The organism is Flavihumibacter solisilvae, from assembly GCF_000814475.1.
GTDB lineage: Bacteria > Bacteroidota > Bacteroidia > Chitinophagales > Chitinophagaceae > Flavihumibacter > Flavihumibacter solisilvae.
In genome coordinates this window covers 281332-296109 of sequence record NZ_JSVC01000005.1, presented here as the reverse complement: position 1 = coordinate 296109, position 14778 = coordinate 281332, and the positions used below count along the sequence as shown (strand labels likewise).

At 47.4% G+C, this 14778-nt stretch carries 18 protein-coding genes; 12 read left to right on the top strand and 6 right to left on the bottom strand.

Annotation, left to right across the window (positions count from 1 at the left end; all coding sequences use genetic code 11):
• Positions 1 to 19: 19 nt before the first annotated feature.
• A complete protein-coding gene (locus tag OI18_RS05600) occupies positions 20 to 490 on the bottom strand; it encodes a response regulator (RefSeq protein ID WP_082037864.1) in 471 nt (156 codons plus the stop codon).
• A gap of 103 nt (positions 491 to 593) precedes the next feature.
• The gene (locus OI18_RS05595) at positions 594 to 1001 is read right to left on the bottom strand and encodes a VOC family protein (RefSeq protein ID WP_039137868.1); all 408 of its coding nucleotides are present in this window, start codon (positions 999 to 1001) and stop codon (positions 594 to 596) included.
• Between the two features lie 167 nt (positions 1002 to 1168).
• Here OI18_RS05595 and OI18_RS05590 point away from each other — a divergent pair, with 167 nt between their 5' ends.
• The gene (locus OI18_RS05590; protein ID WP_152616739.1) at positions 1169 to 1675 is read left to right on the top strand and encodes a DinB family protein; all 507 of its coding nucleotides are present in this window, start codon (positions 1169 to 1171) and stop codon (positions 1673 to 1675) included.
• Positions 1676 to 1915 (top strand): hypothetical protein, encoded by a 240-nt coding sequence (locus OI18_RS05585; protein ID WP_240312726.1) that lies wholly within the window; start codon positions 1676 to 1678, stop codon positions 1913 to 1915. It abuts the gene before it with no gap.
• Here the strand turns inward: OI18_RS05585 and OI18_RS05580 are convergent.
• Positions 1912 to 2892 carry a GlxA family transcriptional regulator gene (locus OI18_RS05580; RefSeq protein WP_039137867.1) on the bottom strand — a complete coding sequence of 327 codons (981 nt, stop codon included), beginning with the start codon at positions 2890 to 2892 and terminating at the stop codon, positions 1912 to 1914. The two genes, OI18_RS05585 and OI18_RS05580, sit on opposite strands and share 4 nt — an antisense overlap.
• 93 nt (positions 2893 to 2985) lie before the next feature.
• Between OI18_RS05580 and OI18_RS05575 the strand changes: the two genes are divergently transcribed.
• Together OI18_RS05575 and OI18_RS05570 are read left to right on the top strand one after the other, a co-directional pair.
• A complete protein-coding gene (locus tag OI18_RS05575; protein WP_039137866.1) occupies positions 2986 to 3699 on the top strand; it encodes a hypothetical protein in 714 nt (237 codons plus the stop codon).
• 75 nt (positions 3700 to 3774) lie between these two features.
• Positions 3775 to 4296, top strand: a complete 522-nt coding sequence (locus tag OI18_RS05570; protein ID WP_052272897.1) for a DinB family protein — start codon at positions 3775 to 3777, stop codon at positions 4294 to 4296.
• A gap of 64 nt (positions 4297 to 4360) precedes the next feature.
• Here OI18_RS05570 and OI18_RS05565 read toward each other — a convergent pair whose 3' ends face one another.
• From OI18_RS05565 to OI18_RS23645, 3 genes are all read right to left on the bottom strand, one after another.
• Positions 4361 to 5599: a sialidase family protein gene (locus OI18_RS05565; protein ID WP_039137865.1), complete on the bottom strand. Its 1239-nt coding sequence runs from the start codon at positions 5597 to 5599 to the stop codon at positions 4361 to 4363.
• On the bottom strand, positions 5596 to 7719 hold the full coding sequence (locus OI18_RS05560) for a TonB-dependent receptor (RefSeq protein WP_052272896.1): 2124 nt from the start codon (positions 7717 to 7719) through the stop codon (positions 5596 to 5598). Before OI18_RS05560 ends, OI18_RS05565 begins: the two co-directional genes overlap by 4 nt.
• A gap of 109 nt (positions 7720 to 7828) precedes the next feature.
• A complete protein-coding gene (locus OI18_RS23645; protein WP_052272895.1) occupies positions 7829 to 8212 on the bottom strand; it encodes a hypothetical protein in 384 nt (127 codons plus the stop codon).
• A 111-nt stretch (positions 8213 to 8323) separates the two neighbouring features.
• On the opposite strand from OI18_RS23645, the gene OI18_RS23640 reads away from it, so the two are divergent.
• The 8 genes from OI18_RS23640 (at position 8324) to OI18_RS05515 (ending at position 14772) form a co-directional block, all read left to right on the top strand.
• On the top strand, positions 8324 to 8893 hold the full coding sequence (locus OI18_RS23640; RefSeq protein ID WP_152616738.1) for an LVIVD repeat-containing protein: 570 nt from the start codon (positions 8324 to 8326) through the stop codon (positions 8891 to 8893).
• 9 nt (positions 8894 to 8902) lie between these two features.
• On the top strand, positions 8903 to 9664 hold the full coding sequence (locus OI18_RS05545; protein ID WP_052272893.1) for an LVIVD repeat-containing protein: 762 nt from the start codon (positions 8903 to 8905) through the stop codon (positions 9662 to 9664).
• Between the two features lie 67 nt (positions 9665 to 9731).
• Entirely contained in the window at positions 9732 to 10082 is a 351-nt protein-coding gene (locus OI18_RS05540; RefSeq protein WP_152616737.1) for a 4-fold beta flower protein, read from the top strand.
• 148 nt (positions 10083 to 10230) lie between these two features.
• Complete coding sequence (locus tag OI18_RS05535; RefSeq protein WP_039137863.1) at positions 10231 to 10842, top strand: TetR/AcrR family transcriptional regulator; 612 nt, start codon at positions 10231 to 10233, stop codon at positions 10840 to 10842.
• A gap of 48 nt (positions 10843 to 10890) precedes the next feature.
• Entirely contained in the window at positions 10891 to 12150 is a 1260-nt protein-coding gene (locus OI18_RS05530; protein WP_039137861.1) for a TolC family protein, read from the top strand.
• Positions 12151 to 12171: 21 nt separating this feature from the next.
• Positions 12172 to 13101 carry an HlyD family secretion protein gene (locus OI18_RS05525; protein WP_039137860.1) on the top strand — a complete coding sequence of 310 codons (930 nt, stop codon included), beginning with the start codon at positions 12172 to 12174 and terminating at the stop codon, positions 13099 to 13101.
• Positions 13102 to 13104: 3 nt separating this feature from the next.
• Positions 13105 to 14028: an ABC transporter ATP-binding protein gene (locus tag OI18_RS05520; protein WP_039137859.1), complete on the top strand. Its 924-nt coding sequence runs from the start codon at positions 13105 to 13107 to the stop codon at positions 14026 to 14028.
• A gap of 6 nt (positions 14029 to 14034) precedes the next feature.
• A complete protein-coding gene (locus OI18_RS05515) occupies positions 14035 to 14772 on the top strand; it encodes an ABC transporter ATP-binding protein (RefSeq protein ID WP_039137857.1) in 738 nt (245 codons plus the stop codon).
• The last annotated feature ends 6 nt before the right edge of the window (positions 14773 to 14778 follow it).

The window sequence follows — 14778 nt, the reverse complement described above, 5'->3', positions numbered from 1 at the left end:
AGCATCTGCTTTGATGGGTTCAACGGATTATACACATACCCTCGTTTTGGCTTAGCGTTTCCACGGTTTCTTCAATCTTGTTCAGACCATTGACGATCGCGGAAAGGATGTTCCTGAGCTCGTGTATACTTGTGGGCTTGGTAATAAAGCAAATGGCCCCGGCCTGCCGTGTTTCTTCAATATCCTTCGGCTGGGAGGAGGTGGAATACATGATAACCGGGATATTTTTTAGCAAGTCATCCTCTTTGATTGCAACGAGGCATTGCTTGCCATCCATCCTGGGCATGTTCAGATCCAGGAAGATAAGGTCCGGCAATTCTGTGCCCGCATTACGAAGCATGTTCATTGCATCGAGGCCGTTGTGAGCGGCCTGGAATTTTACTGTAGGTTGTACCTCAAGCAATACTTCTTCGAATAAGGAGGTATCGTCGAGGTCATCATCGACCAGGACGAAGTGAGGGGAGCAGTCCATACTATTATAGTCCCACATATTATGCCATATACGGGCGACTGCGGACAACGCTTCTCACATGGGGGATTATGCGAATATGAATGCAAAAAAGTGTTGGCAGGAATCCCCGTAGCGGGGAAAATTATTCCTGTTCCATCACCGATTCATCCATATGGATGACTTCCCAAAGGTGGCCATCGAGGTCCTGGAAGTTGCGGTAATACATGAAACCCTGGTCCTGTGCCGGCCTTGGCTCAAATGCACCTGCTATGATCGCTTTGTCTGCGATATCGTCTACCCGTGACCGGTCGTCGACTGACAGGGCAATTATGCATTCCGTAGCCCGGGAGGCATCAACAAGTTCCTTTTTTGTGAATGTCTTGAAAAACTGGTTCACGAGAAGCATTATGTAAATGTTGTCGCCGATCACCATGCAGGTTGCTTTTTCATCGGTGAACTGCGGATTAAAGCTGAATCCAAGGCTGGTAAAAAAGCCGATGGACCTGTCCAGGTCTTTAACTGGAAGGTTAACGAAGATCCTGTTAGACATATGGGATGTTTTAACACAAACTTAAACCGTCTTCCATGATTACGTAGTGTGCAAAAACGACATTCTGCAGGGGGAAATACGACCTGTCGTATCCGACCCCGTTAATTGCCGTGTTCACACCCCCTTTTTCCGGGCAAGGGTTAATAGCTTTGGATAAACTGATGATTATGTCAACTACCGCAACAGTACCAAAAACCGCAATGCAGGTAATACTGGACATGTACGACATGCATTCGAAACTCTTTCACAATGTGATTGAAGGCATCGCCGAAAAAGATGCGAACAACAGGCTGAACACAAAGGCCAACCATCCGTCATGGATTGCCGGCAGCCTTGTGCAGGATCGTTTTGAACTTGCAGCAATGCTGGGAGAAAAACATAAGTCAGATAATGATGAACTTTTTCAGAACCACCGGAGCAGGCAGGACGGTGTACAATACCCTGCGCTGGATTCATACAAAAAGAACTGGGATGAAATAACCCCGGTTCTCCGTAACATCCTGGCAAATATTAAAGATGAAGTACTGGAATCCATTGCCCCGATCGATATGGGAGGTGAAAAATACAGCTGGTACGAAATGATCTATTTCACGATTGACCGCGAGGCGTATTGTATTGGGCAACTGGCTTTGTTCAGGAGGCTGTTGGGATATGAAGCGATGAAGTATTCGTAAATGGAACGCAATAATATGATCGAGGTTTTTAAAACTGATGTAAGGGATGCAGAAAATGCAAAACTGCTGGTGGACAGGATCCACCGGCAGTTTGACAGCTATCGCTGCAATTTTGATCTTGCCGACTGCGATAATATACTCAGGGTCCTTTGCACACGTGACACCGTGGAAGCCGCAGAAATAATAGAATTCCTCAGAAGCCACGGATTTACGGCAGAAGTATTGCCGGATGAGCTTTAATTAAAGGCGAGCTCCTTATTGTATTTATTACGGTAATCGACCGGCGATAACCCGGTAATTTTCTTGAAGACAGAACGAAAAGCTTTGGTATCGGAATAACCGACATCATACATCACTTCGTTCACATTTTTGCGGCTGCTTTCGAGAGTCATTTTCGCCACTTCGATCTTCACCCGCTGGATATATTCTACCGGTGTATTGTTAGTGGCTTTCTTGAACCTGCGTTCGAAATTGCGTCTGCCAATCGCAAACTTCGCGGCAAGGTCTTCGACGGAAATTCTTTCCGTAACATTATTCTCAATGAATTCCTGTGCTTTTTTTACCGGTTCATCTTCATGATCTTTTTGTCCACGGAAGATGACAAAAGACGACTGGCTCTCACGGCCAATTTCAATGGCAAATACTTTGGCAGCAAGAATGGCCATTTCCCTGCCGGCAAATTTTCCAATGAGATGAAGGATCAGGTTGAGATACGAAAAGGCACCGCCGCTGGAATAAATTCCTTTTTCATCAGTAATGATCTTTTCACGTACCAGTTCCACCTCGGGGTACATTCTTTTGAAGGCATTTTCAGCCATCCAGTGTGTTGCACACCTTTTCCCATTAACAATACCGGTTGCTGCCATCAGGAAAGCGCCGAGGCAAAGACTGGCCACTTCCGCCCCACCCTTGTACTGTTCAATGATCCAGGGTATGAAGTCGCGGTTCTTTTCGATTGCCTGCTGGAGGTCGCCGTCAATTGCCGGGATGATAATCAGGTCTGTCTTTGTAACATCCTTCAATGTTACATCCGTATTCACAGTAAAGATTCCACCGCTTACCGGTGTTTCCTTCGACAAACCAACCAGTTGAACATTAAATACCGGAGGCTCATCTTTCTGGCGGAAGAAATCGTTTACCTGGGTCAGCAATTGACGCGACCCCTCCAGGCTGCCAAGTATGGCACCCTTCGGAACAAGTATTGAAATGTGTTTCATAGGATAAATTTAACCAGAATTAATTTTGATGTCAATGTTAAAATCCACAGGTCCACAAATTGCAGTTATAACAGGGAATCAAATCTAAAAGGTATGAGATCAATTATCCTTGTTTGCCTGCTTGCAGCAGGAATACCTGCATTCAGCCAGTACAAACATTCAGCAGCAGAAGCTCCTTATGGCACATTTGGGATAGGGGTTGGTTTCCAGGACTTCGAAGCCATTAACAGCAGGATAGAAAATTATCCACAATACAAGCAGCTTCGTGACGTCACAGGCCTGTTGCAACTGGGATGGATAAAAGAAAAGCGACGGGTAATCAGCATATTCAATGTAATGGCGGGAAGTACCATGAGCGGAGACCGTGATAAAATGAGTAGTACGGTAAAATTTATAGGTGTACAGGGTGATATCGGCTATGACGTGCTGCAAGAGGATCGCTTCATGTTGTATCCCTATGCTGGTATTGGTTACGAATGGTATAAAGCAAGATTTTTCAGGGATGTGTCATCGGTCGACTTTGATGATGTACTGGAAAATGCGAATACCCGGAATGCCATCAAATCAACCGACCTGAAAAATGCATTCTTTCTTTACCAGGTCGGCATTGGATTCGCAGTTAAGTCGCCACGCAATCCGAATAAACTTATCGGCATCCAGGCAGCATATTCCGGCAGCTTTGAGGACCGTACCTGGCGGAGCAATGAAAACCAGGTCCTGGGTGGTTCACCCGAGGATGATCTTGGAAGGTTTCATATCTCCCTTATCCTCGGTTCGAAGCCTCATATGATGCATAAAGAAAAATAAAGTAAAATAAAGTAAAAGCTGCTGACATAGGGTTGACACTGGCGGGTGTTTACTTTGTTTCATAATTAAAATGTTATGGAACAAACAATCATGCAAAACGCAGCGCCGGCAAAAGAACATGTTATTAATGCAGCACAGTTACTTGAACATTGGCAGGGACACCGCAAGCTCACACGCAGGGTTATCGAGGTTTTCCCCGAGGATGCCTTTTTTAATTTCTCGATCGGAGGCATGCGTCCTTTCTCACAGTTAACCTGGGAATTGCTGACCATAGCGGCCCCGGGTATCACAGGGATTGTTACGGGCGATTGGGGATCACTGGGTGATAATTCACACAACTATGCAGCTGCTGCCCCGAAGACCAAAGAAGGGTTTTTGAAATTATGGGATGAATCCACTGCCGCATTGGATGAGCAATGGGAAACACTACCTGATTCAAGATTCCAGGAAACGATCCTGGCATTCGGTCAATATGAAGGGACTATATTTTCCACCATCCTGTATTTCGTGGACAATGAGATTCACCATCGCGGACAGGGATATGTGTACCTGCGCGCACTCGGTGTTGAACCACCGGCATTCTGGGATAGAAGTTGATCTGCGATATTGAAACCAGGTGAATAGGTCAATAAGTGAATAAAGCGAGCGCCTCAAGATTCACTTATTGACCTATTGACTTGAAATTCACTTTCCGGTAATAAAGCTTCTTCCCTTCTTTCGTCTCCTGTGTATATGCGACAAGCGCATTATTGTCTTTCAATGGAACTATTACCGGGTAAACACAGGTAGAAGTATCACCGGTCAGGAAATATTTTTTGTTACCCGTATAACCAGCCGAACGTTTCTCGACGCCGATTCTTTTATGGATGTTATTACCGGCAACAATGGGTTCGTCCCAGGTGATGATGATATCGCCACCTGTTAGTGCGGCCATTTGTGGGTGTGAGCCGGAACTGCTTACACTGTCGCGCCTGCCATAAGTTTTGCCATTATCATTGCTCGAGGTATAATAACAACCTTTGCCCGGGCCACCTGTGTACCAGGCAAAATGCAGTCCTTTTGCATTGGATGCCATGGCCGGGCCGGTATGTGGACAGGCATTGATGACCCAGTTGTCGCTGCTGATCCTCCGCGGGGCGGAAAACGTCTGTCCCCCATTGTTGGAAACAGCGTGTACCATGTCGCGGATGCTGTCATTGATGATTCCCCTGTATAGTACATGAATGTTACCGTCCGGTTCAACCAGCAGTTTTGTACGGCAGCACTGGCAGCATTCGCGGCTGATGGCCCGTTCACCTGTAAAGCCGTTGTTGCCAGAGGTCCGGGCAAAATATAATGACGAACCTACCTGGCGATCGTCTGCCCTCCGGTTATCCAGCCAGATGATGCCGGCTTCTCCATCAGGCATGAGGGCAACGTCATAGTAACGCTGGTCATTGCCTGCTGTGTCCTTGACAAGGGGCTTTGGCGACGACCAGCTCTTCCCGTTATCAAAGGATTGTGCGTAAAACACGGCACCGGCATATTTATTCCGAGGCGATGGATTAGCTGCGCCCCACAGGGCAATGATCTCACCGGAAGGTTTCCGGATCACTTTAGGCAGGTTCTCTGCATGCGGGTGGATATTATCGCTGCCTGGAACAACAATGGGCTCGCCAAAACTGGCGCCATCGTCGTCAGAGATAGCTACACAAAATACGGAAGTGGAATCATTGATTGACCTTACCCAGCTGGCCAGGGTATTTCCATGGGGATCCTTTGCCAGGTAAACTCCTGAAGCAGGAAATGAATCGAGCTGACGGGCGTTCGCCAGGTCCGGCGTGGTTTGTTTTTCTATTGTATTGCATGAGCTGGCCAACAATACAAAGCCCGTAATGATTTGGAAAAAAATTGTTTTCATTTGCGATGTTTGAAAAGCGGGGAAAAATCGTAAGCAATTCCCACATTGAAGCTAACAGGTTCAGCCAACTGGTAGCTGTAACCGAAATTACTTTTTGAAGTGATTACAGAATAATATTCGTCGGTCGCATTCAGCACATTCAGCCAAAGATCAAAGGAGCGGAAACTAAACCCGGCGCGCAGGTTCAGCACATCATACCCCTCATACCTGTCCGTATTTGCCGGATCGGCAAAATAGCTGCCTACATGTTGCCACTCTGCACCTATGCGAAATCCGGGAAGAAATGAAGGGCGACAGATTATTTCAGTATTGTATAACCAATTGGGCGCGTTGTTCATTTCGTTCCCGTTGAAGTCAACTCCCTTTTCTACATAGTCGACGAACACATGCTTGTTATAAGCGCCACTGAAACGTAAGGAAAGATCGCCCCAGGGGTTATATTTCAGGCCCGCTTCAATTCCCTTGTGAAGGGTTCTGCCGGCATTCTGGTTGGCAAATGAACCATCGTCAAGCTTCACCGAAATCACTGCATTCTTTCCTTCCAGCCGGTAAATACTCAGGTCGGCAGACATTTTACCATTGGCAGAATTGAACCATGCTCCCGCTTCATAGTTGTCGTACACAGCGGGTGACAGCTGCGGCACTTTAACCCCGTTGTACATTTCCGTGACCTGGGGCGGAACAAATCCCTGGCTGTAATTCGCATATACGCCAACCCGCTGCGTAAAACTGTAGGTCAGGCCAATTTTCGGACTTACGCGCGAAAAGCGGTTAACGGCATCGGGTGCACCACTGTAAGCGGAACCGTCGAGGTGATTGTTGTAGTCGTACCTGAAGCGGTCATAACGCAGCGACAGCACGACCCTGAGCGGGTCGACCGGGCTAAGCTCCAGGTGTACAAACCCGGCCATGTTCTCAAGCCGCGTGGAATAGTTGGACAGGAGGCTGTCCGGGGCCTGGTACGACACATACTTCGATTCAAGCGTATCCTTTTTAATGCGGATATACTCTGCAGTATAGTCCGAAGGACTCAGGTCCGTTGACACTCCCGCAATGATCACTGCACGCTTCCAGCTGAGTTGCAGGCGATGCTGTGCCACCAGGGAGTAGCTATTGAAGCTGCTTTCGTTGATTTCTCCATGTGCCAGCTCTTTATTACCGACATAGACATTGCCCTGCCTGCGGTAATCGTCCTTAATGCGGTAGGCAGGATTCTGGCCAATTGAGTTGTTTCTGTAGATTACAGAAAGACTTGAATTGGACTGGTTATTCCATTGATGCGAGAGGGTTGACCTGTACCGGAAGGCTTTCACTTTCCGATAGGTAAAAGTCTGCTGGTTTTTGAAGGTATGCGTGGCAAACATGGAACTGTCTATTGTGCCGGTCATGTCGCTGTAATAGTTCAGCCAGGTGGCACTGTTGGAAAGGGTGGTCCGTTCGGTGAACCTGTAATCCATCCTTGCCGTGAATATCCCCTTATGAAAATCGGTATAATCGAGGAAACCGTTTCTCTTATCAGCATAGTATCCGCCGATGGCAAACCCGAGTTTGCCGGTAGTGAAAGTACTGCTGAAGTCTCCGCGTTTGTAGCCAATATTATTGCCCTGCAGCGCCAGTTTCAGTGAGGGTTGTTCTGTAGGTGCCAGCGTAATGAAATTGACCACTCCACCGATCGCTTCGCTGCCATAAAGGGCAGATGATGGCCCCTTAATAACTTCGATTGTCCGGGTTGCAGCCAGGTTCATTTCGAGAAGTGCATTATGGTTATAAAGCCCGGTGGTCCTGACCGGAATCCCATCTTCGAGGTAGAGGAAAAGGCTTTTCGTGGTCATTGGCTGGCGAATGCTCATCTGGTGCTGTTCGTTGCCGAGTGTGACCATATTCACACCGCTGATTTTATTCAGTAACTGTTCAGCTGAAGTTGCACGGGTATCTTTGAGATTCTTTGTTGAGATAACTGAGATGGCGAGTGGGGCATCTGCACGTTTGATACCTTCCCCCCTGCTGGCGGTGAAGATAAACTCCTGCAGCATCCTGGCTGTGCTATCGGGTTTCTGGTCCGATTGAGCATATAGCCGGGATACCGATACAAGGAGTAACGGTAATAGAAGCTTATACATGTTGTAAAGGAATCACGATTTATAATGGATTGCTGGCGCAATTACATCAAAGCATGCAACCGGTACGATTGCGTGTTGAATGTCATGGCAGATTTGCAGAATAACTTAACTAAGACTGCGTAGGGGGATGAAATAAGTCGTAGGACCTGTCGACAGGTGTGGCATCAGCCTGGCGCTGTGTATGTTCACAGGAAATCATAAAGCAGGCCTGTTCAGGAATATCGAAAAAGCTGCGGGAATACATCAGGTCTGAAGCAAGCTGGGATTTATAAGCCTGGTTCGCTGACTGTTCCTTATCCTCGATCGCTTTCAGTTTTTTCATCAGCTGACATTTACCATTGCAATGAAGGAGCGGCCGGGCTTTATTGACGCAATTACGGGCGAATGTACTGGTGTTGCTGTAATAGTCCACAACAACTGCCGTACGGCTGAAGCTCTGCACCAGGAAGGCAGCCAGCAGTAAAAACGCAATCAGGTGTCGGAACAACGGCATAACGACGCAAAGGTAGCTGAAAAGGAAGTCTCCCGGTCATATGATAATTTATTTCAAACAGTGCTGCAACATTCCGGGTAATTGTCTTGTCAATCGGCCAAATAACTGCTTATGCGACTGCAACTATACACGGTCGTTACCCTTGCCCTAATGGCTGTTCTGGGATTTTCCTGCTTTGATAACGGCTGGGGTCGCCGGTACCAGGATAAAAAACCTTCGGCCTTTGTACCGATCTATGGGATAGATTCAAGTCTCCGGACAATCGCTTCGGCAAGTCCGCAACCTACCGTAGCTGCCGGCAAGATCTATACCCTGGGGAATCGTCTCTACCAGGTTGAAAACAGCAAAGGAATACATATTATCGACTACCAGGATGTAAACCACCCCGTGAAACTAGCCTTCATCAGCATTCCCGGATGTTCGGAGGTGACTGTCCGCAACAACGTTATACTGACTAATAATTTGAACGACCTTGTTTCGATCGATATCAGCGATCTCAATAAGGCGAAGCTGATAGGCCGGGTTCCCAAAGCATTCAACCGGTACTTCTTTGAGCAAACGGTGGTTGCACGGCCGGCGCCCTCGAACGTTTACTATGTGTGTCCCGATCCCTGGCAGGGCGAAGTAATCGGATGGAAGGTGGAAAAGAATGTTGAAGGCGCTTATTGCAAAACCAATTAAACCAGTCACATGAAAATCATTTTACCAGGCCGGTTGCTCCTGTTGATGATCATCCTTGCTGTTATTGCATCCTGTTCCAAAGACGGTAATTCAGAGGCGGCTCCCGACACGGCTAATAACGGGGCCGGCGGTTCACTGGCCAGATATACGATAGTTGGTGACTACCTCTACCTGGTGGACGATTACAATCTTGATGTATACGATTGCCATGATCTTGCCAACCCGGTAAGGAAGTCAAGCCAGCAAATTGGCTTTGGCATCGAAACAATTTATCCCTTCCGCGACAAGCTGTTCATCGGCTCCTCCAATGGAATGTATGTTTACTCACTCGAAGATCCGACTGCGCCTAAGTTGGAAGGTTCTGTTACTCACGTCCGCGCCTGCGATCCAGTTGTGGCAAATGATTCGGCAGCGTATGTTACCCTCAGGAACTTTGGAACGACCTGCGGTGGCTCGGAAAATGTGCTGAATGTGTATGACGTGAAAAATGTGCAGAATCCCCGGCTTGTCAGGACGGTAACCATGAAATCCCCAGGCGGCCTCGGTATCCACCGGTCAGCCCTTTATGTTTGCGAAGGACAGAACGGCCTGACCGTTTTCGACATCAGTAAGGGTTATGAACCTGTGGAAATACGCACCCTCAAAGGGAAGGATTACCAGGATGTAATCCCATATAACGGGCTGTTAATATGTCACCTGTCCGACGGAATTTGTTTTTATGACCTGAGCGACCCGCTGCATCCGGTAGAATATGGCACCGTTAAAAACTAACGTTCGTTCTATGTTATCAAATTATTAAGCCGGAACATGCGGTTTGAAGAAGTTTTAACTTACAGGAATGATGACCTGCCTGTACGACAAAATGAGGAAGCCGGTTGCATACCTCTACCAGTTTGCGATACTTGAGCCGGGAACCTATCACCTGATCGGCCTGATGCTGGGAAATTGTGTGTTCAGCATCCAGGGGCACCTTAAAGGCAAAATGATCGGTCACCAGTTACTGGATGAATCAGGCGCCATTCTTGCGGAAGAGGGACAAAAGACTCCGAACGGTCATATTGATAAATCCAGCCTGCTGGAACAGGTATGGAACGTCCTGGTGAACATCCGGCAGCATACACTCAACTTTGTTCATCCTTCAGGAAAGTGGGCCGACAAGCCCCTGGCAGAATGCCTTTCAGGCAACTGATGCATATCTTTTCCCTTCACTCTTTCACTTATTTACCTATTCACTTATCGAAAACTTACGGGCTATCTACAGGTTTAATCATTTGATTAAACTTTTTGTTTAAAACATAATAAATCCCCCTATCTTTGTTGTGCCTTAATGAAACAATATGGGTAAGAAGACTTCGATGGTAGACCTATCGACTGAAGACAAGATCAAAGAAGCGGCGAGAAAAGTTTTTACCAGCAAGGGATATGCAGCGACCCGGACCCGTGACATTGCCGAGGAAGCTGGAATCAACCTGGCCCTGCTCAATTATTACTTCAGAAGCAAGGAAAAGCTTTTTGAGATCATTATGGCTGAAAAGATGTTCAAGCTCTTCAATGTGCTTGCACCGGTAATAGACGACCCGAAAACAACCCTTGAGAAAAAAGTAGAAACGATCGTGGTCAACTACATCGACCTGCTGCGTGAAAATCCTGACCTCCCCCTTTTCGTACTTAGTGAAATCAGGACCAATCCCCAACGTTTCAGCGAACAGTTGCGCGTTGGTCCGCTTCTGCAGAATTCGGCCCTCGTGAAACAACTGAAAGAAAAAAGACCGGATCTGAACCCCTTACATTTCGTGATCACCCTTTTAGGCATGACAGTATTTCCGTTCATCATGAAACCGGTCGTTTTTGATGCGCTGCCCAATAATGCGAAAGTATTCGACACCCTGGTACAGGAAAGAAAAAAACTGATCCCTGCCTGGATCAAGGCTATCCTGAAAGCGAAGTAAATTTTTTTGCCCTGCCGTTATTTATTTGTTTAAATCAAATGATTAATAATGAAGTGTTATGCCTATTTTCTGGCTGCCTTGTGCTCGATGTGCTTATTGACAGCGGACGCGCAGCCACTTACACTTGAGGAAGCGTACCATCTTGCGGTGAAAAACTATCCACTGGTAAAGCAGCGTGACCTTATAGCTAAGGCCGGAGCCTATAACATCGAGAACATTTCGAAAGGTGCACTACCACAACTGTATGTCGGCGGATACGCCACCTACCAGTCGGAGGTGACGGAATTCCCGGCGAAACTGCCCAACATCAATATCGCCGAGATCCCGAAGGACCAGTACAAGGCTTATGCAGAAGTGACGCAGCCACTTACAGACCTAAGGTTGATCCGGCAGAAAAAAGACTTGCAGGAAGCTACGACTGTTTACGAAAGGGAAAGTCTCGAAGTAGAGCTGTATAAACTGAGAGAACGGGTGAACGGGCTTTACTTTGGAATCCTGCTGGCAGACGAAGAGCTGAAACAGAATGGGATCACCAAAAATGATATCCGCAGCGGAATGGACAAGGTAAAAGCGGCAATTGCCAACGGCACGGATTTCAACAGCAGCCTGGATAAGCTTAAAGCAGAGCTTCTCCATGCCGAACAGCGTGACACAGAGATCCTTTCGATACGCGGCGCTTACCTTGAGATGCTGGCCATGTTCATCAATAAACCTTTACCGCAGGAATCGGCATTGCAATCTCCGGCGCCCGTAGTTCCGGTGGCGGAAATTAACCGCCCTGAAATAAGAGCCTTTGACGCCGGAAGCAGGATGATCGATATGCAGTCGGAGATCCTGCGCACCAACACGAAACCGAAGTTTTCTTTCTTCGTGCAGGGGGGAATCGGTAACCCGGCCCTTAATATGCTGCTCAACGAATGGAAAGGATTTTATTATGGCGGCCTGCGATTGAACTGGTCTGTTTCAAGCCTGTACACTTACAAAAAGGATAAGCTACTCCTTGACCTGGATAAAGAAACGATTGCTAGCCGGAAAGAAACGTTTATCTGGGATACGGAGTTACAGCTGAAACAGGAATCCGCTGAGATCAGCAGGCTTCGCCAGTTGCTTAAAAGTGATGAAGCGATTGTCACCCTTCGTATGGCAATCAAAAAAGCCGCGAGTGCACAACTGGAAAACGGCGTCATCTCGGTGAACGACTACCTCAAAGAAGTGACAAACGAGGCATTGGCTCGACAGAATGTTTCCTTCCATGCTATTCAGTTGCGGCTGGCAGAATACAATTCGAAAACAACTTCAGGGAACTGATCCAACAAAAACAAAGTCAACATGAAAAATATATTTCTCCTGGCAGCATTTGCAATAACAGCAACGTCCTGCTCTGACAAGAACCGCTTTGATGCTACAGGCGCATTCGAAGCAACCGAAGTGATTGTCGCCGCTGAACAATCGGGCCGGATCCTCGCTTTGAATATCATGGAAGGTGATAGCCTGGCTGCGGGCCAGGTGATTGGAGGGATTGATGTAACCGGTCTTGTATTGCAACGGGCCCAGAGGGAAGCTAACGTGAAAGCCATTACAGAAAGGACTATCGATCCCCGGCCGCAGTTACAACTTGTACGGAAGCAACTTGATGTACAGGAGTCGCGGCTACAGCAGCAGTTGCATGAAAAAACAAGGATCACGAACCTGTTGAAAGCGGATGCAGCAACCCGGAAAGAACTCGACGACGTAAATGCAACAATCGATCAACTGAACAAAGAAATTGCAGTCAGCCACCAGCAAATCGCATTGTACCAATCAGATATCAGTACACAAAACCGCACAATTCTCAGTGAGAAAGAACCGGCAAGCAAGGATGTAGCCATTGTGGAAGACCAGATAAAAAGAGGTACACTGATCAACCCTGTAAGCGGTACTGTTCTTACGCAATACGCATACGCGGGTGAATACGCATCCACCGGAAAACCATTATACAAGATCGCCGACCTGAATGTACTTACGCTACGCGCATACATCACAGGCAGCCAGCTGCCGGCAGTAAAAATCGGGCAGCATGTGCATGTAATGATCGATACAGACAGGAAAAATTACAAGGAATACCCCGGCACAATAACGTGGATCAGCGATAAGGCTGAGTTCACTCCGAAGACAATCCAGACTAAAGAAGAACGGGCGAACCTTGTTTATGCAGTCAAGATAACTGTCAGGAACGATGGTTACCTGAAGATCGGGATGTACAGTGAAGTAAAATTTTAAACGATGCAACCCATTATCGTCAATTCCCTCAACAAGACTTACGGCAATGGCCAGGTAACTGCAGTTAAGGACGTTTCGTTTACCGTAAATGAGAACGAACTCTTTGGACTGATTGGTCCGGACGGTGCGGGCAAGACCAGCATTTTCCGGATACTTACGACCTTATTGCTGGCGGATAGTGGAACTGCAAAGGTGGCCGGATTTGATGTGGTAACAGGGTACAGGGAGATCCGGCAGCGGGTCGGTTACATGCCGGGACGATTTTCATTGTACCCCGATCTTACCATTGAAGAGAATCTGGCGTTCTTTGCCACCATCTTCGATACCAGCATTGAAGAAAATTATCACCTGATCCGCGACATCTACATCCAGATCGAACCTTTCAAAAAAAGAAGAGCCGGAAAACTTTCAGGGGGAATGAAACAAAAGCTTGCACTCTGTTGCGCATTGATCCATAAACCCGAGGTCCTGTTCCTTGATGAACCCACAACAGGTGTAGACCCGGTAAGCCGAAAAGAATTCTGGGAGATGCTTGGGCGGTTAAAATCGGGCGGTATTACTATCCTTGTGTCCACCCCGTATATGGATGAGGCCTCGCTCTGTGACCGGATTGCACTGATGCAATCAGGCAGCATCATGACAATTGACACACCTGAAGCACTTACAGGCTCCTACCCTGATCCACTTTTTGCTATCAGCACTGAGAAAGCATCAATGCCGTCCATTCTGAATGCGCTTGCACAATTTGAAAAAACGAAATCCCATTATGCATTCGGGGAGTTTGCGCATGCAAGCTTTACAGACAAAAACCTGTCTGCCGACGACATAATCGGATACCTGGACAGCCGGGGCATCACCAATTCAAGAATCAACCTGATCAAACCTACTATCGAAGACCGCTTTATCCAGCTGGCCACCCAAAAATAAAAGAGTATGACACCGGTAATTACAACCAACAGGCTAACGAAAAGATTTGGGGATTTTGTTGCAACAGACAGCCTGACGTTCAGCGTGAACCAGGGTGAGATCTTTGGATTTCTCGGTGCTAACGGTGCAGGAAAAACGACTGCCATGCGAATGCTGTGCGGATTGTCACTCCCCAGTTCCGGTGATGCTACAATTGCAGGATTCGATGTGTATAAACAAACCGAAGATATTAAGAAGAACATCGGTTACATGAGCCAGAAGTTCTCGTTGTATGAGGACCTGACTGTGCTTGAAAACATCAGGTTCTTTGGCGGAATCTACGGGCTGAACAACAGGCAGATACGGGAAAAATGCGATGCTTTGATCAACCGCCTGGGAATGGAAGACGAAACAGGCAAGCTCGTCGCTTCCTTGCCGTTGGGATGGAAGCAGAAATTGTCCTTCTCTGTTGCGGTGCTTCATGATCCTAAAATTGTGTTTCTTGATGAACCCACAGGAGGCGTTGACCCGGTAACACGGCGGCAATTCTGGGATCTCATTTACGAAGCAGCTGCCCGGGGAGTTACCATATTCGTAACAACCCACTATATGGATGAAGCCGAGTACTGCAACCGCATCTCTATTATGGTGGATGGAAAGATCGAAGCCCTGGATACTCCAGGCAACCTGAAAAGGCAGTTCAGATCGGAATCCATGGATGACGTTTTTTATCAACTCGCCAGGAAAGCACGCCGCGGCGACTAACAATTT